Source organism: Lentzea sp. CA-135723 (assembly GCF_050936595.1).
Taxonomy (GTDB): Bacteria; Actinomycetota; Actinomycetes; order Mycobacteriales; family Pseudonocardiaceae; genus Lentzea.
The window spans coordinates 6747331-6771558 of sequence record NZ_JBNJMK010000001.1 but is presented as its reverse complement, the minus strand read 5'-3'; the positions used below and the strand labels follow the sequence as shown (position 1 = coordinate 6771558).

Annotated in this window: 31 protein-coding genes; 16 read left to right on the top strand and 15 right to left on the bottom strand. The window is 69.1% G+C overall.

What is annotated here, in order from left to right; all coding sequences use genetic code 11:
• Positions 1 to 152: 152 nt before the first annotated feature.
• A complete protein-coding gene (locus tag ACQEU1_RS31790) occupies positions 153 to 752 on the top strand; it encodes a dTDP-4-dehydrorhamnose 3,5-epimerase family protein (RefSeq protein ID WP_433209688.1) in 600 nt (199 codons plus the stop codon).
• Between the two features lie 3 nt (positions 753 to 755).
• On the opposite strand, the gene ACQEU1_RS31785 is transcribed toward ACQEU1_RS31790, so the two are convergent.
• Positions 756 to 1037, bottom strand: a complete 282-nt coding sequence (locus ACQEU1_RS31785) for a S24 family peptidase (protein ID WP_433211900.1) — start codon at positions 1035 to 1037, stop codon at positions 756 to 758.
• A 98-nt stretch (positions 1038 to 1135) separates the two neighbouring features.
• Between ACQEU1_RS31785 and sodN the strand changes: the two genes are divergently transcribed.
• Both sodN and ACQEU1_RS31775 read left to right on the top strand, forming a co-directional pair.
• Complete coding sequence (gene sodN / locus ACQEU1_RS31780; RefSeq protein ID WP_030476597.1) at positions 1136 to 1543, top strand: superoxide dismutase, Ni; 408 nt, start codon at positions 1136 to 1138, stop codon at positions 1541 to 1543.
• A gap of 133 nt (positions 1544 to 1676) precedes the next feature.
• Positions 1677 to 2432 (top strand): SAM-dependent methyltransferase, encoded by a 756-nt coding sequence (locus ACQEU1_RS31775; protein WP_433209686.1) that lies wholly within the window; start codon positions 1677 to 1679, stop codon positions 2430 to 2432.
• A 10-nt stretch (positions 2433 to 2442) separates the two neighbouring features.
• Here ACQEU1_RS31775 and ACQEU1_RS31770 read toward each other — a convergent pair whose 3' ends face one another.
• Together ACQEU1_RS31770 and ACQEU1_RS31765 are read right to left on the bottom strand one after the other, a co-directional pair.
• Entirely contained in the window at positions 2443 to 3030 is a 588-nt protein-coding gene (locus ACQEU1_RS31770; RefSeq protein ID WP_433209684.1) for a cadmium resistance transporter, read from the bottom strand.
• Between the two features lie 50 nt (positions 3031 to 3080).
• Positions 3081 to 3908 carry an oxidoreductase gene (locus ACQEU1_RS31765; RefSeq protein WP_433209682.1) on the bottom strand — a complete coding sequence of 276 codons (828 nt, stop codon included), beginning with the start codon at positions 3906 to 3908 and terminating at the stop codon, positions 3081 to 3083.
• A gap of 150 nt (positions 3909 to 4058) precedes the next feature.
• On the opposite strand from ACQEU1_RS31765, the gene ACQEU1_RS31760 reads away from it, so the two are divergent.
• Positions 4059 to 4925, top strand: a complete 867-nt coding sequence (locus ACQEU1_RS31760; RefSeq protein ID WP_433209680.1) for a helix-turn-helix transcriptional regulator — start codon at positions 4059 to 4061, stop codon at positions 4923 to 4925.
• Here the strand turns inward: ACQEU1_RS31760 and ACQEU1_RS31755 are convergent.
• The gene (locus ACQEU1_RS31755) at positions 4909 to 7569 is read right to left on the bottom strand and encodes an alpha/beta hydrolase family protein (protein WP_433209678.1); all 2661 of its coding nucleotides are present in this window, start codon (positions 7567 to 7569) and stop codon (positions 4909 to 4911) included. The genes ACQEU1_RS31760 and ACQEU1_RS31755 overlap by 17 nt on opposite strands.
• 222 nt (positions 7570 to 7791) lie before the next feature.
• Positions 7792 to 7953 (bottom strand): hypothetical protein, encoded by a 162-nt coding sequence (locus tag ACQEU1_RS31750; RefSeq protein WP_433209676.1) that lies wholly within the window; start codon positions 7951 to 7953, stop codon positions 7792 to 7794.
• Positions 7954 to 8021: 68 nt separating this feature from the next.
• Between ACQEU1_RS31750 and ACQEU1_RS31745 the strand changes: the two genes are divergently transcribed.
• From ACQEU1_RS31745 to ACQEU1_RS31730, 4 genes are all read left to right on the top strand, one after another.
• A complete protein-coding gene (locus ACQEU1_RS31745) occupies positions 8022 to 8618 on the top strand; it encodes a histidine phosphatase family protein (RefSeq protein WP_433209674.1) in 597 nt (198 codons plus the stop codon).
• Entirely contained in the window at positions 8618 to 9088 is a 471-nt protein-coding gene (locus tag ACQEU1_RS31740; RefSeq protein ID WP_433209672.1) for an N-acetyltransferase family protein, read from the top strand. The genes ACQEU1_RS31745 and ACQEU1_RS31740 overlap by 1 nt, the downstream gene beginning before the upstream one ends.
• Before the next feature lie 126 nt (positions 9089 to 9214).
• A complete protein-coding gene (locus tag ACQEU1_RS31735; protein WP_433209670.1) occupies positions 9215 to 9631 on the top strand; it encodes a DUF5684 domain-containing protein in 417 nt (138 codons plus the stop codon).
• A 134-nt stretch (positions 9632 to 9765) separates the two neighbouring features.
• Positions 9766 to 11241 carry a glycoside hydrolase family 28 protein gene (locus ACQEU1_RS31730; protein ID WP_433209668.1) on the top strand — a complete coding sequence of 492 codons (1476 nt, stop codon included), beginning with the start codon at positions 9766 to 9768 and terminating at the stop codon, positions 11239 to 11241.
• Here ACQEU1_RS31730 and ACQEU1_RS31725 read toward each other — a convergent pair.
• From ACQEU1_RS31725 to ACQEU1_RS31715, 3 genes are all read right to left on the bottom strand, one after another.
• Positions 11238 to 12017 (bottom strand): SAM-dependent methyltransferase, encoded by a 780-nt coding sequence (locus ACQEU1_RS31725; protein ID WP_433209666.1) that lies wholly within the window; start codon positions 12015 to 12017, stop codon positions 11238 to 11240. The genes ACQEU1_RS31730 and ACQEU1_RS31725 overlap by 4 nt on opposite strands.
• Positions 12018 to 12193: 176 nt before the next feature.
• Complete coding sequence (locus tag ACQEU1_RS31720) at positions 12194 to 12907, bottom strand: S1 family peptidase (protein ID WP_394615638.1); 714 nt, start codon at positions 12905 to 12907, stop codon at positions 12194 to 12196.
• Positions 12908 to 12989: 82 nt separating this feature from the next.
• Positions 12990 to 13409 carry a hypothetical protein gene (locus ACQEU1_RS31715; protein ID WP_433209664.1) on the bottom strand — a complete coding sequence of 140 codons (420 nt, stop codon included), beginning with the start codon at positions 13407 to 13409 and terminating at the stop codon, positions 12990 to 12992.
• A gap of 252 nt (positions 13410 to 13661) precedes the next feature.
• Here ACQEU1_RS31715 and ACQEU1_RS31710 point away from each other — a divergent pair, with 252 nt between their 5' ends.
• Together ACQEU1_RS31710 and ACQEU1_RS31705 are read left to right on the top strand one after the other, a co-directional pair.
• Positions 13662 to 14594 carry a diacylglycerol/lipid kinase family protein gene (locus ACQEU1_RS31710; protein ID WP_433209662.1) on the top strand — a complete coding sequence of 311 codons (933 nt, stop codon included), beginning with the start codon at positions 13662 to 13664 and terminating at the stop codon, positions 14592 to 14594.
• A gap of 247 nt (positions 14595 to 14841) precedes the next feature.
• The gene (locus ACQEU1_RS31705) at positions 14842 to 15096 is read left to right on the top strand and encodes a WhiB family transcriptional regulator (RefSeq protein WP_330853468.1); all 255 of its coding nucleotides are present in this window, start codon (positions 14842 to 14844) and stop codon (positions 15094 to 15096) included.
• A gap of 141 nt (positions 15097 to 15237) precedes the next feature.
• Here the strand turns inward: ACQEU1_RS31705 and ACQEU1_RS31700 are convergent, their stop codons facing one another.
• Complete coding sequence (locus ACQEU1_RS31700) at positions 15238 to 16716, bottom strand: histidine kinase N-terminal domain-containing protein (RefSeq protein WP_433211897.1); 1479 nt, start codon at positions 16714 to 16716, stop codon at positions 15238 to 15240.
• A 55-nt stretch (positions 16717 to 16771) separates the two neighbouring features.
• Here ACQEU1_RS31700 and ACQEU1_RS31695 point away from each other — a divergent pair, with 55 nt between their 5' ends.
• Complete coding sequence (locus ACQEU1_RS31695; RefSeq protein WP_369809028.1) at positions 16772 to 16846, top strand: 50S ribosomal protein bL37; 75 nt, start codon at positions 16772 to 16774, stop codon at positions 16844 to 16846.
• Positions 16847 to 16910: 64 nt separating this feature from the next.
• Here the strand turns inward: ACQEU1_RS31695 and rsrA are convergent, their stop codons facing one another.
• Both rsrA and ACQEU1_RS31685 read right to left on the bottom strand, forming a co-directional pair.
• Entirely contained in the window at positions 16911 to 17171 is a 261-nt protein-coding gene (gene rsrA, locus ACQEU1_RS31690; RefSeq protein WP_382444125.1) for a mycothiol system anti-sigma-R factor, read from the bottom strand.
• Complete coding sequence (locus ACQEU1_RS31685) at positions 17168 to 17836, bottom strand: sigma-70 family RNA polymerase sigma factor (protein WP_433209659.1); 669 nt, start codon at positions 17834 to 17836, stop codon at positions 17168 to 17170. Before ACQEU1_RS31685 ends, rsrA begins: the two co-directional genes overlap by 4 nt.
• A gap of 50 nt (positions 17837 to 17886) precedes the next feature.
• Here ACQEU1_RS31685 and ybaK point away from each other — a divergent pair, with 50 nt between their 5' ends.
• A complete protein-coding gene (ybaK, locus tag ACQEU1_RS31680; protein WP_433209657.1) occupies positions 17887 to 18363 on the top strand; it encodes a Cys-tRNA(Pro) deacylase in 477 nt (158 codons plus the stop codon).
• Here ybaK and ACQEU1_RS31675 read toward each other — a convergent pair.
• From ACQEU1_RS31675 to ACQEU1_RS31660, 4 genes are all read right to left on the bottom strand, one after another.
• Positions 18360 to 18830, bottom strand: a complete 471-nt coding sequence (locus tag ACQEU1_RS31675; protein WP_433209655.1) for a hypothetical protein — start codon at positions 18828 to 18830, stop codon at positions 18360 to 18362. The genes ybaK and ACQEU1_RS31675 overlap by 4 nt on opposite strands.
• 69 nt (positions 18831 to 18899) lie before the next feature.
• The gene (locus ACQEU1_RS31670; RefSeq protein ID WP_433209653.1) at positions 18900 to 19445 is read right to left on the bottom strand and encodes a DinB family protein; all 546 of its coding nucleotides are present in this window, start codon (positions 19443 to 19445) and stop codon (positions 18900 to 18902) included.
• Between the two features lie 42 nt (positions 19446 to 19487).
• A complete protein-coding gene (locus ACQEU1_RS31665) occupies positions 19488 to 20099 on the bottom strand; it encodes an alpha/beta hydrolase family protein (RefSeq protein ID WP_433209651.1) in 612 nt (203 codons plus the stop codon).
• Positions 20096 to 20785 (bottom strand): SOS response-associated peptidase, encoded by a 690-nt coding sequence (locus ACQEU1_RS31660; protein ID WP_433209649.1) that lies wholly within the window; start codon positions 20783 to 20785, stop codon positions 20096 to 20098. The genes ACQEU1_RS31665 and ACQEU1_RS31660 overlap by 4 nt, the downstream gene beginning before the upstream one ends.
• A 114-nt stretch (positions 20786 to 20899) precedes the next feature.
• Here ACQEU1_RS31660 and aroA point away from each other — a divergent pair, with 114 nt between their 5' ends.
• Genes aroA through ACQEU1_RS31640 form a run of 4 tightly spaced genes read left to right on the top strand, consistent with a single transcriptional unit; the run spans position 20900 to position 24214 of the window.
• Complete coding sequence (aroA, locus tag ACQEU1_RS31655; protein WP_433209647.1) at positions 20900 to 22168, top strand: 3-phosphoshikimate 1-carboxyvinyltransferase; 1269 nt, start codon at positions 20900 to 20902, stop codon at positions 22166 to 22168.
• 3 nt (positions 22169 to 22171) lie between these two features.
• Entirely contained in the window at positions 22172 to 23170 is a 999-nt protein-coding gene (gene rsgA / locus ACQEU1_RS31650) for a ribosome small subunit-dependent GTPase A (protein ID WP_433209645.1), read from the top strand.
• Between the two features lie 28 nt (positions 23171 to 23198).
• Positions 23199 to 23732 carry a hypothetical protein gene (locus ACQEU1_RS31645; protein ID WP_433209643.1) on the top strand — a complete coding sequence of 178 codons (534 nt, stop codon included), beginning with the start codon at positions 23199 to 23201 and terminating at the stop codon, positions 23730 to 23732.
• Positions 23733 to 23746: 14 nt separating this feature from the next.
• Entirely contained in the window at positions 23747 to 24214 is a 468-nt protein-coding gene (locus ACQEU1_RS31640) for a hypothetical protein (RefSeq protein WP_433209641.1), read from the top strand.
• Positions 24215 to 24228: the final 14 nt, after the last annotated feature.

Below are 24228 nucleotides of genomic sequence, written 5' to 3'. Positions count from 1 at the left end.
CGCGTCGCTGTCTGCGGCGGGGATCACACTTTTTCCGCAGGTCAGAGGGCATGTAGCAAGACGTCCGTCCGGTTTTCTGAACCGACCGGTCAGTTTCCGCTGGCAGGAAGCACCCGATCGGTCAAGAAACATTGACGCCTTAGAGTGACGGCATGCAGGCGAGTTCGCTGAAAATTGACGGCGCGTTCGAGTTCACTCCCCGGACATTTCCCGACGACCGCGGCGTGTTCGTCTCGCCGTACCAGGAGGCCGCCTTCGTCGAGGCGGTCGGGCACCCGTTGAAGGTCGCCCAGACCAACCACTCCGTCTCCCGCGCGGGCACCATCCGCGGCATCCACTACGCGGACGTCCCGCCGTCGCAGGCGAAGTACGTCTTCTGCCCGCGCGGCTCGTTCATCGACGTGATCGTGGACATCCGCGTCGGCTCCCCCACCTTCGGCCAGTGGGACGCCGTGCTGGTCAACTCCACGAAGTGCAACGCCGTGTACCTGGCAGAGGGGCTGGGTCACGCGATGATCGCCCTCGAGGACGACACGACGATGAACTACCTCTGCTCCACGCCCTACAACCCGACCGGCGAGCACGGCCTCACCCCGCTCGACCCGGCACTCGACCTGCCGTGGCCGCGCGAGCTGGAGTTCAAGCTGTCGGAGAAGGACACGGCCGCCCCAACTCTGGCTGAAGCCTTCGAGTCGGGCGTCCTGCCCCGTTACGAGGACTGCCTCGCCCTGTACGCCTCGCTCAAGGCGTGAGATTCACGGCCGGAGCGTAGGTCTCGGCCATAGTCGAGCTTTGACCACTCCGAGCACCTCAGCGGGCCCGAGGTGCTCGGAGTCGGTGCTCGCGAACGGGTTGTCTCCCACCACGTGCCACCCGCCGTCCACTTCGTGGGAGGCGCGCTTCACCGACAGCTGCCCCGGCCGGCTTTCCCACCGAACCATCACGATCTGCCCCGGTTTGGGCGCCACACCCCATCTGACCAGCACGATGTCCTCGTCGCGGAGTGCGGGAACCATCGACGGCCCCCGGACGAGCACGGTGGAGAGGCGCGGTCTCAACGATCACCCTTCGATCAGCCGGAGTAGGGTCCTACCTGTCGGAGCATCCACTGTCTTTTCTCATTCTGGGAGGAACGATGCGACTCGTGTCGCGCATTCTCCGCCCGCGCGTCGAAGCCACCGCGCACTGCGACCTGCCCTGCGGCGTCTACGACCCGGCGCAGGCCCGCATCGAGGCCGAGTCGGTCAAGGCGGTCCAGGAGAAGTACCAGGCCAACGAGGACCCGGAGTTCCGGGAGCGCGCCGTCCTGATCAAGGAGCAGCGCAGCGAGCTCGTCAAGCACCACCTGTGGGTGCTGTGGACGGACTACTTCAAGCCGCCGCACTTCGAGAAGTACCCCGAGCTGCACGACCTGTTCAACCGCGCCACCAAGGCGGCGGGCGCGTCGGGCACCAAGGGCTCCATGGACCCGGCCTCCGGCCAGGCCCTGCTCGACCTGATCGCCCAGATCGACAAGATCTTCTGGGAGACCAAGCAGGGCTGAGCCCAAAGCCCTGAAGACGGCGCTGACCAGCGGAAGTTCTTTCGCCGGTCAGCGCCGTTCTCGTCTTTTTGGGGTTTTTCACGGCCGGGCGAACACCTGCGACACAAGATCCGGATTCTGCTAGACAGCGCTGGTGGACCGACGCGAACTCAGCGCCCTCGCGCACGCAGACCATCCGATCTCGGCCCCGCTGAGCGACAGCACGGTCGAGCACCTCCTCCGCCGGGCCATCCGCGGCCAGAACGCTCACCTGCTCGACCTCGGCTGTGGCGACGGCACCTGGTTGCTGCGCGCGCTGCGGGCGCGTGACGGCGCAACGGCCGTCGGCGTCGACATCTCGGGTGCGGGCTTCGACGACGTCCTCGGCGAGGCAGCCCGGCTCGGCCTGGCCGATCGGCTCGAACTGCGCCGCCAGGACGTCGCCGAGTACCGGTCGGACCGGAAAGCGGACCTGGTCCTCAGCGTGGGGGCCGCCTACGCGTTCGGCGGGCTGCTCCAGACGTTGCAAGCCGCTCGGGAGCACCTCGCCGAGGACGGGCTGCTCCTGCTCGGCGACTGCTTCTGGGAGCGCGAGCCGGACCCCGCCGTCCGCGCGGCGATGGAGGACGGTCCGCAGAAGTTCGCGGACCTCCCGACCACCGTGGCCCAGGTCGTCGCCGACGGCTGGACGCCGGTCTACGGCTACACCAGCACCATCGCGGAGTGGGACGAGTACGAGTGGTGCTGGACCGGCACCCTCGCCCAGTGGGCTCTCGACCACCCCGAACACCCCGACCGCGACCTCGCCCTGCAGATGTCAGCGGACCACCGCACCAGCTGGCTGGGCGGCTACCGCGGCTACCTGGGGTTCGTCGTCCTCCTTCTGCGGCCGACACCCGCACAGGCCTAGGTGATCGTTGCTAGAAGCCGAACGCGCCGCCCTCGACCAGGATCAGCACGCCGATGCCGATCAGCACCACCGGCAGCACCACGTGACCCCACTTGGACAAGACCCGCGCGATCGCCGGCCGGGTGGCGAAGAACTTCCCTGCCGCGACCCACACGGCGACCAGCAGCAGGAACACGATCACGTAGACCGCCATGCCGCTCACGCCCGAGGTGGCGAACACGGGCACGTAGACGCCGATGTTGTCGCCGCCGTTGGCGAACGTGACGGCCGCTACCGCGAGGATCGTCGGGCTCGCGCTCCTTTCGTCGTCGGCGTCGTCGCGGTGCCGCCACGCGCTGATGGCGGCCTTGATGCCGAGCGCCAGGGGCAGCAGGCCGAGGTACGGGATCGCCGCGTCCGGCAGGAAGGTGGCGCCGAAGGCGGCGGCCACGGCGGCGCCGAGGATGCCCGCGAAGCCCAGGTACTGGCCCAGGACGATGGTGCGGGTGGTGTGGCGGTGGCCCGCGCCCTGGGCGAAGAAGAGGGCCAGGATGACGATGTCGTCGATGTTGGTGACGGCGAACAGGCCGACCGCCTGACCGATGGTGCCGAGGTGCACGGAGGTCCTTCAGTTCGTTGGGGACGCGGCGCGGCCCGCCGTCGAGAAACCTAGACGTCCGTTGAGCGGGTGAGGTCCTGCCACGTCTCCAAGTCTGCGCCGACCGTTGCGAGTTTCGTGCGGATGTCGCCCAGGGTTGACGTGCCCAACGGCAGCCTGGCGGGCATCTCCGCAGCCGAGGCGATGGTCAGGATCGCGTGAGCGGCCTTCACCGGGTCGCCTTCCTGCTGGCCGTGCGAAGACGCAGCCCAGTCACGGGAGGCGCCGCCGGTCGTGGCGTAGTCGTCGATCACGCGCGACACGTGGCCCAGCGAGGACGAGGCGAGGAAGTCGGTGCGGAGCGGGCCCGGTTGGACCGAGGTGACCTGGATGCCCAGCGGGGCCAGTTCCAGGCGCAGGGCTTCGGTGATGCCTTCCAGGGCGAACTTCGTCGCGCTGTAGACGCCCCAGCCCGCCCAGGCGACCATGCCGCCGGTCGAGCTGATGTTGAGGATTCGGCCCGAGCGGGCGGCGCGCAGGACGGGGGTTGCGGCGCGCAGGACGGTCAGGAGGCCGAAGACGTTGATGTCGAAGACCGAACGGGCTTCGGCGTCGCTCGTTTCCTCGATGGCGCCGACCAGGCCTCGGCCCGCGTTGTTCACGAGGACGTCGATGGTGCCGAAGCGGGCCACGGCGGACTGCACCGCCTTTTCGGCGTCGCCCGGAACGGTGACGTCGAGGGGCAGGGCTAGCAGGTTGTCCGCGAAGTCCGGGAGGGCCTTTTCGATCGACTGCGGGTCGCGGGCCGTTGCCACCACCGAGTGGCCTGCGGCCAGAGCTGCCTTCGTGATTTCCAGGCCCAGGCCGCGGGAAGCGCCGGTGACGAACCAGACAGACACGATGTTCTCCCTAAAGCGTTGTCGTTGACGCTTTCCATTACGTCCGAAGAACAAGCCGGGGAGAACGGGATAACTGGTACCCCTCATCGTGGCTCTGGCAGTACCACCCACGAACTGCCGAGCGACGGGGAACGACCCCATACTCGGGGTATGACCAGCGAACTGCGCGACTTCCTCACCTCGCGGCGCGCGGCACTGAGCCCCGAGGACCTGGGGCTGCCCGCGGCCACTACACCGCGCAAGGTCAAGGGGTTGCGGCGGGCCGAGGTCGCGATTCTCGCCGGGGTCAGCGTCGACTACTACGTCAAGCTCGAGCAGGGGCGGGCGCGCAACGTGTCCGAGCAGGTCATCGCCTCGATCGCACGGGCGCTCGAGCTCGACGACGTGGAGAGCCGGTACTTCGCCTCGCTGTTGCAGCCGGAGTCGAAGAACATCGCCACTACGAGGGCCAGGCCCGCGGTGCAGTCGATGATCCGGGCGATCGACGTGCCCGCGGTGATCCACGGGCCGCACCTGGAGATCCTCGGCGTCAACCACGCCGGCAAGGCGTTGCTGGACGACTTCGAGGCCATGCCTGCGGAGGAGCGGAACCTCGCCAGGTGGATGTTCCTGAACCCCCGGGCCAGGGTCGTGTACCGGGACTGGGCGGAGATCGCCGCGGACATCGTGGCCACGTTGCGCGCTTCGATCGTGCCCGGACGGGACAACGCGGCGGTGGCGCGGATCGTGGGTGATCTGAGCACGCGGTCGGAGGAGTTCGCGAGCATGTGGGCGCAGTACCGGTTGTCCGAGCACCAGCACGGCGTGAAGCGGTTCTTCCACGAGGCCGTCGGTGACATGAAGCTCAACTGGCAGACGCTCAGACTGCCGGACGCGGAAGGTCAGACCGTGGTCATCTACAGCGCCGACACCGGGTCGCCGTCGGAGGAGAAGCTGCGGTTGCTGAGCAGCTGGACGACGAAGGACGCGGGTGGCCGCGAGAGCGACCACCCGCGCACGGTCACGCCGCCTCGGTGACCTTGCCGACGACCTCGAAGTCGGTGCCGGTGGGGCTGTAGCCCTCGAACTTCAGCCACACCTGCTCCTCCCCCTCCGTCTCGGTGTCGGCGACGGTCGGCACCTCGAACTCGTACGAGGTCGTACCGGGGGCGATGCTCACGTCGAGCCCGAGTCCGGTGGCGGACAACGGCCTCGACGGCAGCGGCTGCTCACCCGAGTTGCGCAGCAGCCAGGTCGGGTCGACGTCCGTTGTGGACACTTCGGTGCCGGACGCGGGCGCGACCGGGCTGCCGTAGAACTGGAACGACGAGTCGGCGGGCTCGGACAGCGTCAGCCTCCACTTCAGCGTGCCGCCCTCCGCGACGCTGTCGGCGAGCGGTGTCACCGTCACCTTCGGCATCGGGTCGTCGTTGCGCACCAACAGCCCTCCCGTCGCGGAACCGACCACGGCGTTGGAGATCGCCTGCACCTGCACGGGGTTCAGCACGTCGGCGCCCCAGCGGGTGTTGCCGGTCCACGTCATCGGCACCTCGGCCTGGTGCTCGCCCTGCTTCAACGTCACCAGCTTCGTCACGGGCTTGTTGCCCGGCTCGTTGTAGAACAGCCGGAACACGCGGGTGCCGTTGCCGGTGGCCGTGATGACGACGTTGCGGGTCTGCGTGCCGGAGTCGCCCTCCGGCACCTCGGTGAGCACCGCGTCGACGCGCGCTAGCCGCGTCGGCACCACCGGGACGAGACCCTTGTCCCAGCCGTGCGCGTCGATCAGCCACGCCTCACCGGACGCCGACTCGGGCACCAGTTCCAGCGAGGCGACCTTGCCGAGACCGCGCGGCAACGGCACGCGGACTTCCTGCGCCCACAACGAGGCCGTGCGGTCGCTGCCGGGCAGACCGGCCACCGACACCGAGCCGAGCACGTGCTTCCGTCCACTGTGGTCGGTCACCGCGACGCCGAACTTCGAGGCCGCCGCGTTCGGCGGAACCGCCAGCCGCAGCGCGAGCTCACGCGAACCCGCCAGTGACACCGGCGCGGCGGGTGTGACCACACCGGCCTGGCCCGCCGAGGTCCACTTCAGCGCGACCGCGAGACGTTCCGGCTGCGACACCGCACCGCGCAAGCCGACGAAGTGCGGCGAACGCGCGCCACCACACCCGACGGCCGCGTCACGGGACGTCTCCTGGCACACGCGCGCACTGCCGGACGCGCCCGTCGCACCGTCCGGCACGACGAACGCCTTGCGGTCGGCGCCGACACCGTGCGCGAGCACACGGGCCGGGTCGGCGGACGGAGCACGCACGCCGGAACCGTCGAGCAACGGCAGCACGGACTCGTCACGACCGAGGAACAGCCGCGCGGCCGCCGCGTAGTAGGTGCCACCCGCCGCCTGCTGCTGGTCGGCGGTCAGCCGGGTGGGCGTGCCGGGCGTGCACAGCGGGTCGGGCTGCTCGCCGGGCCAGAAGTCGTCGAACGCCGGCGCCTCCGCCTGGCCGGGCGTCCACTCGCTGTTGAAGTAGTTGTGGTTCGTGCCGATCAGGTAGAGCGCGCTGTGGAACGCCTCGCCGCGGCTCAGGCCGCGGGTCTGGTCCACGAACATCTGCCCCTGCAGGTCGGACACGTCGCCGTCGCAACCGGGCAGGAACGTCACCGAGGGCACGTCCGGCGCCGGGTTGTGGCCGAAGATCGTCGGCCCCACGAGCACGGTGCCGCGGATGTTCCAGCGCACCGGCCCGGAGAACCCCGTGTCGCCGGCGGGCGGTGTGAGGCTGTCGGTGGCGGCGCGGTTGACGCCCTCACCGCCGCGCGAATGCCCCATCAGCATGACCTTCGACAGGTCGGCGGAGGGGCCAGACTTCACCGCGGCGGGCACCGAGCCACGCCCGGCGGCCCAGTCCGCCCACTTCGCGAGGTGGTGCCGCACCAGCGACGACCGTCCCTGCGCACCCGCGTCCGGAGTCCCCGCGTCCTGCGCGTTGATCCCGTTCGCGGAGATCGACACCGTCAGATATCCCTGCGACGCCAGCAACTCCTGCGCCTTCAGGTAGCCCTTGTGGCTCGGTACGGCGGTCAGCCCGCCGGGGCACGGCCAGTTCAGCGTGATCTGGTTCGGGTTCGTCCTGCTGTAGCACGTGAAGTGCCTGCCGTGCAGGAAGAGCACGAGCGGACGCTTGCCCGGCGCCCCCTTCGGCGCCACGACGACGCCCTCCATCTCGATCGGCGCCGCGTACCCCGGCAGCTTGATCGGGTCGAGCGCGTACTCACCGGTCGTGGTCGCGTACTGCCCCGGCTTGCCGGGATCGACGCCGCCGTCGGGCTGCAACGCGGGCAGCTGCGGCGCGGACAGGCTCGCCGCCGGCGGCTCGGCCACGTCGAGTCTCTTGCCGGCCGACCGCACCTGCAACGCGGCGGGGTCGGTCAGCCTCGCCTGCAACGAGTAGGTGCGCAGGTCCGCGGACTCCGTGGCCCGACCGAGGAACCGGTCGCCCTCCCAGAACTCCACGCCGGCCTCGCGCACCGGCATCGCCGTGGGCGTGGTCCACCGGATGACGTCCCCGGACACGCTCCAACCCGGTGTGGACGGCGCCTGCGGAGCGGCCGCCGCGGGCAGCGCGGACAAGCCTCCGAACAGCAGAGCAGGAACTAACAGCGCGACTGTGCGACGCATGATGTGGGTCCCCCTTTAAAAGGATCCACTCCGTTCTATCGACGCCGCACAGCACCCGGCACGCAATTCCGCCCGGAATCTGCCAATCAAAACGAGAACCAGCCGGGAGTATTACGCCGTTCAGCCCAACGAAGGGGAATTCCCCTCATCAACGGCCTGCGGACCCAATTCATCCGCATTTCGGGCACCGGCGAAACTTCGACGCGCGAACGACCGGGAAATTCACCGGGCGCCGTGTTCTCCGTCGCGTTCGTTCTGGCTGAGCTTGTTCCAGGTCGAGGTCAGCTCCGCCCGGATGCGAGCCACGCGAACCCCGAAGGCCTCGCGGATCTCCTGGGCGTTCACGTCGTCGGATGCGCCGTGGTCAGGGCTCTCGGCGGTCATGGCGAGCGGGGTACCTCGAAGGTGGACTACTCCAAACGTGCTCCCGGTCACTCCTTAGGATCAACGGGGTGAGCACCCACCTCTACCTGCTGCGGCACGGCCAGACCGAGTGGTCCGAGAGCGGCAGGCACACGGGACGCACTGACATCGAGCTGACGCCGGAAGGCGAGCAGCAGGCACGCCGCGCGGGCGCCACGCTCGCCCGGCTGCGGGGAACGGACCAGGCGCCCGCGCTCGTGCTGACGAGCCCCCGCCAACGCGCCACCCGCACCGCCGCCCTCGCCGGGCTGGAGGTGAACGCGACCACCGAGGACCTCTCCGAGTGGGACTACGGCGACTACGAGGGCATCACCACGCCGCAGATCCGCGAGCGCGTGCCCGGCTGGACGGTGTGGTCGCACCCCATGCCGAACGGCGAGACGCACGCGGAGGTGCAGGAGCGGGCGCGCAAGGTGCTCGGCGAGGTGCGCAAGATCCTGCCCGGCGGTGACGTCGTGCTGGTCGGTCACGGGCACTTCAGCCGCGTGCTGATCGCGGCGTGGCTCGGGCTCGCGCCGGACCAGGGCGTCCACTTCGGACTGGACCCGGCCGGCATCTGCCAGCTGGGCGACGAGCGGGGCGACCCGCAGGTGCGCAGGCTCAACGTGCCTGCCTGGGAGGTGTGATGATCCGGCGGATCGAACCGCGTGACGTCGACGCGGCCGTTGGGCTCGTGCACGAACTGGCGCTGTACGAGAAGGCGCCGGAGCAGTGCCACCTGACGTCGGAACAGTTGCACACCGCGTTGTTCGGCGAGCACCCGGCACTGTTCGGGCACGTGGCCGAAGTGGACGGTCGGGTCGTCGGGATCGCGTTGTGGTTCCTCAACTTCTCGACCTGGGACGGCGTGCACGGCGTCTACCTGGAAGACCTCTACGTCACACCGGACCAGCGTGGCAACGGCCTCGGCAAGAAGCTGCTGCAAGCGCTTGCCCAGGAGTGCGTCGAGAAGAGCTACACCCGCCTGCAGTGGTGGGTGCTCAACTGGAACGAGCCGAGCATCGGGTTCTACAAGTCGTTGGGCGCCATACCGATGGACGAGTGGACGACCATGCGCGTGACCGGAGAGGCACTGTCCGCACTCGCTGCCGACTGAATGTCTACGGAAGGTCTCGAAAAGCTCACGAAACAGGTATTCCACTGAGGACAGGTCCACGGTCCTGGCAGCGTCCCCGCTCGCCGATCCCCCGGCAAAAGGTAAGCGTGGAAAGAAGGAAAGACCGTGGACACTGACCCGACTACGATCGACCCCGCCGTCTCGACCGGCTTCGGTGTCGTCGGCACGATCATCTACCTGGCGATCGCCGTCTTCGGCATCGCCGTCTTCTGGAAGGTCTTCACGAAGGCCGGTCAGCCGGGCTGGGCAGCCATCATCCCGATCTACAACATCTACATCTGGCTGAAGGTCGCGGGTCGTCCCGGCTGGTGGCTGATCCTGTTCCTGATCCCGTTCGTCAACGTGATCATGGCGCTGATCGTCTCCATCGACGTCGCGAAGTCCTTCGCCAAGGACACCGTCTTCGGTGTCGTCGGCCTGTGGCTGTTCAGCATCATCGGCTACGCGATCCTCGCGTTCGGCAACGCGCAGTACCGCGGCCCGTCGGCCCTCGTCGGCGCGCAGGGCGCGTACAAGGGCTGAGAACCTGCGAGGCCGGGCCGCGAAGTCACCCCTGTACTTCGGGCCCGGCCTTCTCTACGCTCGACCATGAAACCGTTTTCAGAGCGTTTCATCCGCCGCCGCTCTCACCGAACGAGCGGAAGGAACCCGACACGATGAGGCGTCGACTGACCGGCGCGTTCGTCGCACTAGCGGTGGTCGTGGCACCGGTGGGCGTGGCGAAGGCGGCCAGCTTCAACGTCAAGGACTACGGCGCGAAGGGCGACGGCAAGGCGATCGACTCCGTCGCCATCGACAAGGCCATCACGGCGGCCTCCCAGGCGGTCGGCGGCACGGTCGAAATTCCGCCGGGCACCTACCTGTCGCGCTCGATCCACCTCAGGAGCAACATCACGATCAACCTCCAGCAGGGCGCGCGGATCGTCGCGTCCGGCAGCGGCATCGACGCGCCGGAACCCAACCCGACGTACGGCAGGTACCAGGACTTCGGGCACAGCCACTTCCGCAACGCGCTGCTGTGGGGCGAGAACGTCGAGAACGTCAACCTCACCGGCAAGGGCGTCATCGACGGCGCGAACAAGCTGGAGACCGGCGAGAACATCCCCGCCGGCAAGGGCGACAAGATGCTGTCGCTCAAGTTCTGCAGGAACGTCAACATCACCGACGTGACGTTCCGCGAGGCCGGTCACTTCGCCATCATCACCAACGGCTGCAACGGGATGAAGCTCGACCGCATCACCGTCGACACCCCGGACGACCGCGACGGCATCAACTTCATCAACAGCTCCAACGTCGAGCTGTCGAACTCCACGGTGATCTCCAGCGACGACGCGGTGGCGTTCAAGAGCGACTACGCCACCGGGAAGACGTTCCCCAGCGAGAACAACGTCGTCCGCGACTCCACCATCCAGTCGACCGAGAACAACGCCATCCAGTTCGGCTCGGAGACCTGCGGCAGCTTCAGGAACATCCAGTTCCGCAACCTCAAGGTCACCGGCGCCTCGAAGGCGGGCCTCGGCATGGTGTCCATGGACGGCGCGGTGATCGAGGACGTCCTCTACGACAACATCCAGCTCACCAGGACGGGTTCGCCGATCTTCATCCACGTCGGCAAGCGCGGCCGCTGCCCGAACGACCCGCCGACGGGCAAGATCCGCAACATCACCTACCGCAACATCACCGGCACCAACCTGACGGCGCCGCGCGACATCCCGGGCGACCCCGAGTACGCGTCGACGATCTCCGGCCGCGCCGACTCGAAGATCACCGGCCTCACCTTCGACAACGTGCGGCTCACGGTTCCGGGCAACCACAAGGAGTCCGACGCCTCGAAGAGCCCGCCCGAGGTGTCCGACGCGTACCCGCCGCGGATCTACGGCGTGCGCCCGGCGTTCGGGTTCTGGCTCCGCAACGCGGCCGACGTGAGGTTCCTGAACAGCACCATCGAGTTCGAGAAGAACGACGGGCGCCCGGCGTTCACCACCGACAGCGTGCAGAACATCTCGCTCGACGGCGTCCAGGTGGAGCGCAGCACCGGCGCGAACGACCTGCAGTGGCGCAGGAGCGGCGGGACCTCGGTCACGAACAGCACGACCACCAACGGTCAGGCGCTGCGGACCAAGACCGGCTAAACCATCCCGACCGCGCCGTACGTCGAGGCGTCGGCGGCGGCAGAGGCACCGGGCAGCTCGCCGTCCGCCCTCCAGTGGGCGGCGAGCACCAGTCCGGGTTCGAGCAGCTTCAGGCCGCAGACGAACTCCTCCACGTCCTGCTTGGAGCGCGGCACGAGCTTCGACCCCAGGTCGTCCCCGAGGTCGACCAGCTGGCCGACGAGCTCCGGTTCCACGTCCTTCGTGAGGTGCGTTAACGCCACGATGCTGCCTTCGGACAACGCGGCCCGATAGCGCGCCACGACGCCTGCGGGCTCGTCGATGACGTACGGCAGGACGCCGACCATCAGCACGGCCGTCGGCTGGGTGAAGTCGATCAGGCGGCGGGTCTCGGGGTGCCGCAGCACGGCGCCGACGTCGCTGATGTCGGACTGCACGATGGCGGCGTTGAGGTTGTCGCGCAGCATCGTGCGGGCGTGGGCGACGGTCACCGGGTCGTGGTCGACGTAGACGACGTGGCAGGACGGGTCGAGGCCCTGCGCGACCTCGTGCACGTTGCCGGCGGTCGGGATGCCGCTGCCCAGGTCGAGGAACTGGCGGATGCCGTACTCCTCGACGCACAGGCGCACCACGCGGCGGGAGAACGACCTGATCGTGCGGGCTATCTCGGCGACGGGGAACTTCTCGATGCTCTGCTGCGCGACCGCGCGGTCAACCGCGAAGTTGTGCGCTCCGCCGAGGTAGTAGTCGAACAGGCGAGCCGCATTTGGGCGTTCGGAATCGCCGTTTGTCGTCACCCGCTTCGGGCCGTCCTGCACTGCGCACCTCACCCTGCTCCCGAGCGGCGCGAACGCTGGAGGCACGGTAACCGGCTACTCCGTTCGTGTCCATCCACCATTCGTGGTCACGTAGGGTGATGGCCCCCGGCCGGAGCCGGGGGCCATCGCAGGGTTACCGCAGGTCAAGCGGGGTGTCACACACCGGCGTTGCTGGTGATCCAGGACCGGTAGGTGGCGATGCGGGTGTAGTTGGAGCGCGTCGAACGGTCCGAGGTGGACGCGACACCGACCTGCTTGCCGGCGCCGAACATCGGGCCGCCCGAGTCACCACCGGCGGCGATGCCGTCGATGCGTTGGACGGAGATCGCCCGGCCGCCGCGGTAGTCGGTGCCGTTCGGGTTGGTGACCCGCGTGTTGGCGACCTTCAGGTAGCGCGACTGGCAGTTGATCTCCGGCTGGTTGGTGCAGGTGGCACCCCAGCCGTAGAGCTGCACGGTCTGACCGGTGGCGACGCCGTCCGAGGAGCCGGCGAGCGGCGAGAACGGCGCGTTCATGTTGGTGCTGACCTGCACGAGCGCCAGGTCGGCCGACGGGTGCTTGATGATCCGGGTACCGGTCACCAGCTGGCCGCCGGAGGTCTGGTCCAGGCTGCCCGCGCGGAACGTGTACGTGCCGGACGACGCCACGCAGTGCTCGGCGGTCAGGATCCACCGAGGAGCGATCTTCGTCGCGGAACAGTTCTCACGGCCGTTCACGAAGAGACGGGCCGCGTACGGGAAGTTGGAGGCGTTGCCGCCACCGATGATCATCGGCGACATGCCCGGGTCTTCGGGCGCAGCCGAAGCCGTCGGGGATGCGAGGGTGAATGCCGCCAGGAAGGCACCCGCGATCGCAGTCATAACACGCATGGTTGGTCACCTCGTATGTGCAGGGAGTGGTTAAGCAACCACGCACAGCTTCACCCTTTGGTGTGAGGCTGACCACCCTCCGTTAGTCGGCTTTGTCACCTTCGTTCACGACGGGCTCGCCCATCGCCCAGCGGCGGCCGTCGTTCGTGAACAGGAAGACGAGCACGACGACGCAGTAGATGCCGCCCAGCGAGCCGAGCAGCTGCTGTTCCGACGGGCCGTACGCGTACCAGGCGCACCCGAGCAGCAGCAGCTGCGTGACGATCACGGGTGTGCGGGCGCCGTGGTGGCCGCGGAAGAGCAGCACGGTCGCGAGGACGACCGCGCCGAACCAGATGACGAGCACGCCGGCCGCGCCGAGGATCGGACCTGCCGGCTGGGCTCCCCCGATCACCCGGACGACGAGCGCCAGACCCAGCCCGACACCGCCCAGGCCCTGCAGGAAGGCGAGCACGGCTGCGATGCGGACCGGGCGCGGGGGCGCCTGGAGCTGAGTGGTCACGAGCGACCTCTCCTCACGTTCTGTACCTGGTCACGGATCGTAGGCCACCCGGTTGGAGGTCCTCGGAAGCACGTCGGAGGCGGGAAGATCGAAGGGCCTTCAGCGAGCCGGCGGTCGTCCGGGGTGCACTCGTCTGCGGGGCGGACGCGATGCTGACGGAAGGGAGATTTGCGCCACTTTCGTGAGGCTGGAGCCACCCTGAGGGAGGACATGCGCGCGGCTGACCGTCACGCACTGTCTTACTCTCAAGTAGTGCGCGCTCTTCTCGTGGTGAACCCGCAGGCGACTACAACGACGCCGGCGGGCCGTGACGTACTCGCGCACGCACTCGCCAGCGACGTGAAGCTGGAGGTCGTCCAGACCTCGTACCGGGGCCACGCGGCGGACGCCGCGCACGAGGCCGCGGAGGGTGGGTTCGACCTGGTCATCGCCCACGGCGGCGACGGCACGGTCAACGAGGTGGTCAACGGCATCCTGCGCGCCGCTCCCCGTCCGGACCGGCCGATGCTGGGCGTCGTGCCCGGTGGTTCGGCCAACGTCTTCGCCGGCGCGCTCGGCATCCCGCGCGACCCCGTCGAGGCCACGCACGTCCTCCTGCAGTCGATCGAGCACGGCACCAGGCGCCGGATCGGGCTCGGCCAGGTCTTCGCGGACGTCATCGAGGGTGGCCGCTGGTTCACCTTCAACGCGGGCATGGGTCTTGACGCCGATGTCGTCGCGGGTGTGGAACGCAAGCGGGCCAAAGGCCGCAACGCGAGTCCCGTGCTTTATCTCTCCGTCGCTCTCAAGGCTTATGCGCAGATCGTGCGCAAGCCGCAGCACTTCACCGTCGAGGTTCCGGGTGAGTCGTTCGACGACGTCGGCATGGTGTTCGTGTCGAACACCGACCCGTGGACGTACTTCGGTGACAGGGCGATCCAGCTCAACCCCAGCACGTCGTTCGACGGCGGGCTCGGTCTGAGTGCGCTGAGGACGATGCGGGTGCCCACGGTCGGGCGCTTCATCGCCCAGGTCCTCGCCACCGGGAATCCGAAGAGCGCGAAACTCGTTCGGCGTGACGACGTGGGTTATGTCAGAGTGAAGTGCGAGGAGCCCGCGAACCTCCAGGTCGACGGTGATTTCCTCGGAACGACCACGGCGGTGGAGTTCCGGGCGGTCCCCGATGCGTTGACTGTTGCCGTATAAGGAACTTGACAGTCCGTGATCGGTTCGTGACCGTCTCGGTACCCACCCGGGATGTACTGCAGTCGAGTGACAGCAGAGCGTGAAACCCCAGGTGAACGCTGTCGATCTTTTGGGTGAGTTCACTCACCGGGTCAGTGCTTACCCCTTGACATCCCGGCCGTTCGTGAAAGCATTCACAAGCACCCCAAAAAACGACCGCTGACAACCGGCGTGCCCTTGTGCGCGCCAAGGCTGAGGAGTAGTTCCAATGGACTGGCGCCACCGCGCGATCTGCCGCGACGAGGACCCCGAGCTGTTCTTCCCCGTTGGGAACAGTGGTCCCGCGCTGCTTCAGATCGCCGAGGCGAAGACCGTCTGCCGCCGTTGCCCCGTCGTCTCCGACTGCCTCGCGTGGGCACTCGAGAGCGGCCAGGACGCCGGCGTCTGGGGCGCGATGAGCGAGGACGAGCGCCGCGCTCTCAAGCGCCGCAACGCCCGCACGCGCGCCCGCAGCAACGCCTGAGCAGGCTGTTCGCCGCATAGAGCTAACACAGAAGAAGCCCGACACCGTGCCAGGTGTCGGGCTTCTTCTTTTGTTTGCACACCCTCCCGCATGACCACGTGAGACCGCTGAGGCTGATCGTCACGTGTGCACGGCGTTAGTTTAGCGCCGCCCCCTGAGCGGCACGCGCAGGACCGCCTCTGTACCGCCTCGGGGCCGTCGCCGCAAGCTCAAAGACCCCCTCAGTTCGGAATCGACGAGGGTCCGAACGATCTGCAGACCGAGCCGGTCGGTGCGCTCCAGCGAGAACCCCTGCGGCAGGCCCTTGCCGTCGTCGGTGATCGTCACGTCGAGCCACTTCGCGGTCCGCTCGGAGTGCACGACGACCTCCCCGCGCTGGCCAGGGGCGTAGGCGTGCTCGAAGGCGTTCTGCACGAGCTCGGTCAGCACCATCACCAGCGGAGTGGCGATCTCGGAGGACACGATCCCGAACCCGCCCTCGCGACGCACCTTCACCTGGGTCTCGGTGACCGCCACGTCGCCCATCATCGGGATGACCTTGTCGACCACGTCGTCGAGGTCGACGCGCTCGTCGACGGACATCGACAACGTCTCGTGCACGAGTGCGATGGAAGTCACACGGCGGACCGACTCCGCGAGCGCCTCCTTCGCCTCTGGGTTGCTCAACCTGCGGCTTTGCAGCCTCAGCAGGGCCGCGACGGTCTGCAGGTTGTTCTTCACCCGGTGGTGGATCTCGCGGATCGTGGCGTCCTTCGACATCAACGCACGGTCACGACGACGAACTTCGGTGACGTCGCGGCACAGCACGATGGCGCCGGCGGCCTGCCCTCGTGGCCGGAGGGGCAAGGATCGGAACAACACCGCGGCACCGCGCCGCGACTCGGCCTCCATGCGCATCGACGGCTGCCCATCGAGCGCCTGCCGGATGCGTTGCGCGACCTCGGTGGCGTCGAACGGGTCACCGATCAGGCTGCGGGTGAGCGGCGCGAGGTGCACGCCGACCAGGTCCGACGCGTGCCCCATGCGGTGGTACGCCGACAGCGCGTTCGGCGAGGCGAACACCACCGCGCCGGACGGGTCGAGCCTGATCAGGCCGTCGCCGACGCGCGGGCTGGTGTGCACGTCCGGCGAGGGTTCTGGCGCGGGGAACGTGCCGTCCGCGATCATCTGGCACAGGTCGGCGGCGCTGCCGAGGTACGAGATCTCCAACGGCGACGGCACGCGCGGCACGGCCAGGTTCGTGCTGCGGCTCAGCACCGCGATGACCTGGCTGCCCAGCCGCACCGGGATGGTCTCGCGCCGCACCGGCACGCCCAGGTGCCAGCGCGGGTCCTCCTCACGGCAGATCCGCGCCTCGTCGACGGCCCTGCGCAGCTGCGGGTGCTCGTCGCTCTCGACCTCGCTGCCGACGACGTCCTCCGGGTGGGCCGTCGGCGCCGTCGTGGGACGGGCCTGGGCGACGCAGAGGAACCTGTCGTCCTCCAGCGGTACCCACATGACGAAGTCGGCGAACGACAGGTCGGAGAGGAGCTGCCACTCCGCGACGACCAGCTGGAGGTGGTCGACGGCGGCGCCGGGGAGCTTGGTGTGCTCGGCCAAGAGGTCCGTGAGCGTGCTCAGAACTCCTCCATGAGAAACTGGTGGGTGAAGCAAGTTCTGATCCTAGGAGACACCCATGTCGAAGCGTGCTCGCAAGCGCCGCGACCGCAAAAAGGGCGGCGCCAACCGAGGCAAGCGCCCCAACGCCTGAGTGCTGCGAAAGGCCCTGGACACCACGCCGGTGACCAGGGCCTTTTGTCTTGCCAGGGGACTTCTCAGTCCTCGGTGCGAATCTCCACGATCGTCGCCCGGATGCGCGCCTTCAGGTCCGCCGGGGCGTAGTCGCCGCCGCACTTGCGGGCGAGCAGCGCCTTGAGGTGCTCCTCCAGCCCGAACTGCTCGAGGCACGGGTGGCACTCGTCGAGGTGCGTCTGGAGCGCCGCCCTGCGGGTTCCGTCGCATTCCTGGTCGAGGAACAGCCAGACCTCGGCCAGCACCTCTGAGCAGTCGGTGTCGTGGGGTTCGCCGCAGTTCATGACGCGTCTCCGTTGCTGCCGTTACGGAGGAATCCGCGGTCACGTGCGACGTCCGCGAGCATGTCGCGGAGCTGGCGACGGCCCCGGTGCAACCGGGACATCACCGTGCCGATCGGGGTGCCCATGATGTCTGCGATCTCCTTGTACGCGAAGCCTTCGACATCGGCGAGGTAGACCGCGATCCGGAACTCCTCCGGCAACCGCTGCAGAGCTTCCTTGACGTCGCTGTCGGGCAGGTTGTCGAGTGCCTCGACCTCGGCGCTGCGCAGCCCGGACGAGGTGTGGCTCTCCGCCTGCGCCAGCTGCCAGTCCGTGATCTCGTCGGTCGGCTGCTGAATCGGCTGGCGCTGCTTCTTGCGGTAGCCGTTGATGTAGGTGTTCGTCAGGATCCGGTACAGCCAGGCCTTCAGGTTCGTGCCCTCCGAGAAGGACGCGAACGCCGAGTAGGCCTTGAGGAACGTCTCCTGCACCAGGTCCTCGGCGTCAGCCGGGTTGCGCGTCATGCGCAGGGCGGCCGAGTACAGCTGGTCGAGCATGGGCATAGCGTCGCGCTCGAAACGCGCAGCGCGTTCCGCCGTCGTCTCTGTCGTGCCGGTGGCGGGCACCGCGCTCCCTTCCCACAGGTTCTGGGTCGGGACTGACTTTACGCGTGACCGCTCGAGCATGTTCGTTGCCACGTTCTGGGTAACAACGCGAGGCCTGGTAGTAATTCCGCATGGCCGGACGTGGGACCCCCGCCACAGCGCTGCTGGACAAGCAGCGGGTGGCGCACACCTTGCACTCGTACGAGCACGACCCGCGGCACGAGTCGTACGGGCTGGAGGCCGCGGAGGCGTTGGGGCTGGAGCCTTCCCGCGTGTTCAAGACCCTCGTGGCCGATGTGGACGGGCGGTTGGCGGTCGGGGTCGTGCCGGTGACCGCGCAGCTCGACCTCAAAGGACTCGCGGCGGCGTTGAAGGGCAAGAAGGCCCGCATGGCCGTGGTCGCCGACGCCGAACGCGCCACCGGGTACGTGGCCGGCGGGATCTCGCCGCTGGGGCAGAAGAAGCGGCTGCCCGTCGTGGTCGACGCCTCGGCGCTGGAGTTCGGCACCGTGTTCTGCAGTGCCGGACGGCGCGGTCTCGAAGTGGAGATCGCACCGTCCGAGCTCGTGCGGCTGACCGGTGCCGTGGTGGCTTCGATCAGCGCCTAGCTGACAGGAGCCGTGATGCTCCCCAGCCGCACGACCGGGCTGAGGTTCGAGGGCCACGCGACCGTGACCGAGTCGCCGGAGCCGGGCAGGGTGAAGCGGACGGACGCGGGGGTCACCCGCGGGCCGTGGATCTGCGAGGCCACGTAGACGGCGGCCTCGCGGTGCCCGCCGACCAGGACCTCGGCGTAGTCGCCCTCCTGGATCTCCGGCTCGACGCCCAGGTCACCGCCGTCGGCGTCGAGGAAGCGCACGTCGCTCAGGCTCCCGCCGATCACGCAGGAGACGCCTTCGGCGGCGGCGAACCCGATCCGGTGCGCCTTGCTCGCGCTGGACGGGGACCGCATGTCGTGGGCGCTGATCACCAGGTCCCCGCCGGTGCACCACGGCGTCTCGGCCTGGGCGGGGGTGGTCGTGGCCAGCAGGGCGATGCCGGCCAGTGCCAGCGCGGTCGGACGGATCTTGTTCACTTGTTCTCCCCGATGCTCAAGTGGCGTTCGTGTACACCCAAATGAACGCCGCCGAACCGAGATCGGTTGTCACTCGCCCGTCTGGCCGTCGATCGCCTCGCGCAGGACGTCGGCGTGGCCGTTGTGGCGGCTGTACTCCTCCACCATGTGCGTGAGGATCCAGCGGAGGCTGACCGTGCGGTCGTCGCCGCGCCACGGCTTGCGCTTGGCGGGCTGGCCGAGGTCGCCGGTCTGCACGGCCTCCTCGACGGCCGCGCGGGCCCGGTCCACCTCGGCCTGCCACAGCGCGGTGAGCTCTTCGGGGGTGTGGTCCTTGGCCGAGTGCCAGTCCCAGTCGTAGTCGGCCTTCCAGTCGACGCTCGCCCACGGTTCCAGCGGCTCGCGGTCGTGCAGCACGACGTGGAACCACTGCTGCTCGACGTAGGCGAGGTGCTTGACCAGGCCGCCCAGGGTCATCTCTGACTTGGCGGTGGTCTCGGCGAGCTGGGCCGCGGTCAGGCCGCTGATCTTCCACGCGAGGGTGGCGCGCTGGAAGTCGAGGAAGCCGTTCAGGGTGGCGAGTTCGTCGCCGTCGGTCGGAGGTTCTGGCCGGCCTTGGTCATCGAGAAGCGTCATGGGGCGGCACAGTAATGCCGTGCCGCGCCGTGAGCAGGCTATTTAGTCGAGCGGGCGCAGGACGCGGTCCAGCCACTCGCCGACCGAGCGGCCCACGTCGGCCACCGACGCCTTGAGCGAGTGGTCGCCCTTCAGCAGCACGACCTCGCGGTGGGTGGCTCCCGGCGGCTGGCCGAACGGGTCGTTCTCGCCCTGCACGACCAGGGTGGCGACCTCCACGCCGTCGAGCTCGGACATCCGGGACTTCTCCGGCTTGCCCGGCGGGTGCACCGGGAACGCCAGGCAGAGCACGGCGACGGCCTGGCCCTCGACCGAGGTGCGGCAGGCCACGCGGGCGCCGGACGACCTGCCCCCGAAGACGAGGGGCAGGCCGTCGAACCAGCGTTCGCCGAGGTCCTCGACAACGGACATCCAGGCCGTGTCGAGCTGTCCGGCCGGCGCCGGGGCACGGCGGCCCGCGACGCGGTAGGGCTGTTCGACCAACGCCACGTGCACGCCTACGGAGTTCGCGGCGCGGCAGGCGGCGACCAGGTCGGGGGCCTCGACGCCGCCGCCGGCGCCGTGGCCGAGGAGCAGGGCGGCACGCGGTTCGTGGGCACAGTGCAGGGAGGCCCGCGCGGGGCCGTGCGGCGTGTCCACCAACAGCGTGGTCACGGCAGGTCTACGCGTTCGAGCAGGGAGGCGTCGTTGTTCTTCACGCTGCCCACCGCCGTCGAGACGGGGCGCAGTTCGAGCGCCTCGACGATCGACGGGTCAGGGGCCAGCAGCTCGGACGGGTCGAGCGACGTCGGGTCGAGCCACGCCGACCAGCGGTCCTTCGGCAGCAGCAACGGCATCCGGTTGTGCACCTCGGTCAGCGCGCCGATGGAGTCCGTGGTGATCACGGCGCACGTGACGGTCGGCACGTCGTCCTTCCACCACACCGACCAGATGCCCGCCATCGCCAGCGAGGTGTCGTCCCCGAGGTTCATGAAGTAGGGCTGCTTGCGCCCCTCCGCGGCCTGCCACTCGTACCAGCCGGCGGCGGGGATGATGCAGCGGCGCTTCGTGACCGACTGCTTGTAGGCGGGCTTGGTCAGGATGGTCTCGGCGCGGGCGTTGATCATCTTGGCCGCGCCGGACAGGTCCTTGGCCCAGTGCGGCACGAGTCCCCAGCGCATCACGCGAACACTGCGCTCCACGTCCTCGTCCTCGGGCTTGCGCTCGACGACGGCCATGACGTGCTTGGTGGGCGCGATGTTGTAGTCCGCCCCCGGTGCCTCGTCGCCGGTCCCGTCCACCGCGTCGAACTCGGCCGCCAGCAGCGCCGGGTCCTTGGTGGAGGCGTACCTACCACACAAAACCGATCACCTCCGAAGTCCCAATCGTCCCACGCCGCTCAGCCTGGTGCTATCTGTCCCAGGTCAGGTGCACCACCGCGATCTGGCAAAAGACAGATGCGGGATCATTGCGGCATGACTCAGCACTGGTCAGCCCCCAGCGCGTCCGGCCCAGTCCACTCGACCGTGCCGGTGCCCGGCTCGAAGTCGATCACGAACCGCGTCCTGGTGCTCGCGGCGCTGGCCGACGGGCCGTCCACGGTCCACGCGCCGTTGCGCAGCCGTGACACCGTGCTGATGGCGGCGGCGCTGACGTCGCTCGGCGTCGGGTTCACCGACCGCGCGGACGGCGGCTGGGACGTGCTGCCGGGCCTGCTGCGCGGTCCCGCCGACGTCGACTGCGGCCTCGCGGGCACGGTCATGCGCTTCCTGCCGCCCGCCGCCGCGCTGGCCGAGGGCGCGATCAGGTTCGACGGCGACCCGCACGCCCGCACGCGGCCGATGAGCACCGTGCTGGGTGCGCTGCGGTCGCTGGGCGCGGAGATCGACGGCGACGCGCTGCCGTTCACGTTGCACGGCACGGGTTCGGTGCCCGGCGGCGAGGTGACGATCGACGCGTCGGGCTCGTCGCAGTTCGTCTCGGGCCTGCTGCTGTCGGCCGCGCGGTTCGACAAGGGGGTGACGGTCCGGCACGCCGGCAAACCGGTGCCCTCGTTGCCGCACATCGACATGACGGTGCAGACGCTGCGCTCGGTCGGCGTCGAGGTGGAGACCGACGGCACCACGACGTGGCACGTCGAACCCGGCGTGATCAAGGCGCGGACGTGGCACGTGGAGCCGGACCTGTCGAACGCGACGGTGTTCCTGGCGGCGGCCGCGGTGACCGGCGGCGAGGTTACGGTCCCGCACTGGCCGTCCGAGACGACCCAGCCGGGTGACGCGGTGCGCGGCATCCTGGAGCGCATGGGGTGCACCGTCGAGGTGGACGAGCGCGGCCTGACCGTGCGCGGCCCGGAGAAGCTGTCCGGTGTGGACATCGACCTGCACGACGAGAGCGAGCTGACGCCGACCGTGGCCGCGCTGGCCGCGCTCGCCGAAGGCCGCACGGTCATCCGCGGCGTCGCGCACATCCGCGGCCACGAGACGGACCGGATCGCCGCGCTGGTCCACGAGATCAACGCGGTCGGCGGCAACGCGACCGAGACCGAGGACGGCCTGGTCATCGACCCGAGGCCGTTGCACGGCGGGCTGTGGCAGGCGTACGCCGACCACCGGATGGCGACGGCGGGCGCGATCATCGGTCTCGTCGTGCCCGGCATCGAGGTGGACGACATCGGCAGCACCACCAAGACCATCCCCGACTTCCCCGGCATGTGGAACGCCATGCTCACCGGGGGCGCGTAGATCGTGGGCAAGCGGGACTGGCGCAGGCTCGACGAGTCCGACGTGCGGGTGCGCCCCGGCAAGGGGACGCGGCCGCGCACCAAGAGGCGGCCGGAACACGCCGACGCCGAGACCGCGATGGTCATCGGCGTCGACCGCGGCCGTTGGACGTGCGCGCTGGACGACGACGTCGTCGTCACGGCGATGCGCGCGCGCGAACTCGGCCGCACGCCCGTCGTGGTCGGCGACCGGGTCGGCATCGTCGGTGACACGTCGGGCCAGCCGGACACGCTGGCCCGCATCGTGCGCGTCGAGGAGCGGACCTCGGTACTGCGCAGGACCGCGGACGACACCGACCCGTTCGAACGGGTCGTCGTCGCGAACGCCTCCCAGCTCATCATGGTCGTGGCGCTGGCGGATCCCCCGCCGCGCACGGGTTTCATCGACCGGTGCCTGGTCGCCGCCTACGCGGGCGGCCTGGAACCGGTGCTGTGCCTGACGAAGTCGGACCTCGCCTCCCCCGACTCGCTGCTGGCGCTGTACACCGAACTGGACGTGCCGGTGGTCGTGACGCGCTCCGACGAGGAACCCGCCGAGCTCCGCGCCCGCCTCAGCGACACGGTGTCGTGCCTGATCGGCCACTCCGGCGTCGGCAAGTCCACGCTGGTCAACAAGCTCGTGCCGGACGCGAACCGCGCGGTCGGCGTGGTGTCCGGCGTCGGCAAGGGCCGGCACACCTCGACCCAGGCCGTGGCGCTGCGGCTGCCGGACGGCGGCTGGGTCGTCGACACGCCGGGCATCCGCTCGTTCGGGCTCGCGCACATCACGCCGAACGACATCGTGAAGGCGTTCCCGGACTTCGCCGAGGCCGCCGAGGAGTGCCCGCCGGGCTGCGGCCACCTCGGGGCGCCCGAGGACCCGGGCTGCATGCTGGACGAACTGGTGCCGGACGCGCCGGGCAGGCTCACGTCGTTGCGGCGGCTGCTGGCCTCGCGGGCCGGGTTGGACGACTACACGGATTGAGGTTGCGGCCGTCAGTCACACTGCTCGCGTGAGCAGACTTCTGGGGGTCGTCCTGCTGTGCGCTGCCCTCACTTCGTGCACGGTGGCGATCCCCGGACCGCCACCGAAGCCCGTGCCGACCACGTCGCCGCGCGTCGATAAGCCGCGGAACCTGGCCGCGTTCGACCCGTGCGAAGCGATGCCGACGGACGGCAGCAGCCCGAACCTCAAGGCGGCAGCGGCCCCGCCCGCCCTCGACGCGTCGCGCCGGGGGTTCTGCAAGTACACCTTCAGGTATCCGAACGGTGACATGACCGTCCTCGCCGGGCTGGAGGAGATCGAGTACGACGAGGTGAAGAAGGCTCACCCGAACGGCCACCAGGGCCAGATCGACGGGCACACCGTGTGGTTCGGCTGCGACGAGAACGGCGGCGAGCAGGACTGCGGCGCGTGGGCGGCGGTCGGCCACGCGCGGTCGCTGACCGTCAAGGCGGGGTCGCCCGGCGCGTCGGAGGCATGGCTCCAGTTCCAGCTCACCATCCTGATCCAGTTCGCACTCGACCGCCTGCCCGTGTCGTCGTGAGGAAGACTCTGGACATGATCCGACTGCTTCCGGTGCTGCTCCTCGCCCTCACCGCCTGCTCGACCGGACCGTCCGGCCCGGCGTTCACGACCGTCGACCCGTGCTCGCTGCTCGAGGACGGCGACGCCGGCTCGCTCACGGGCACCCCGGCCAGGTCGGGTCAGACGTGCGACTTCCAGTTCGACTCGCTGACCGCGAAGCTGACGCTGGTCGAGGGCGCGTTCGCGGACGAGTCCGGCAAGCTGCTGTCCGACGGCGGCTTCGGCGGGGCGATCGCGGGTGGTGAGGGCGAGAGCAACAACCGCCCGCTCAGCACCAGGTGCAAGGACTCCGCCGGTGTCGTGACCTGCGACGCCGTGCTGGAGGTGCGGGACAAGCAGCTCGTCCGGTTCCAGGTGGTCAAGCGCGACAAGGATCGCAACGCCGTCGGGCAGGTCGTGCAGGGCTTCGCCGCCAAGGCTTTCGAGAGGCTCCCGAAGTAGGCGTCACACATCGG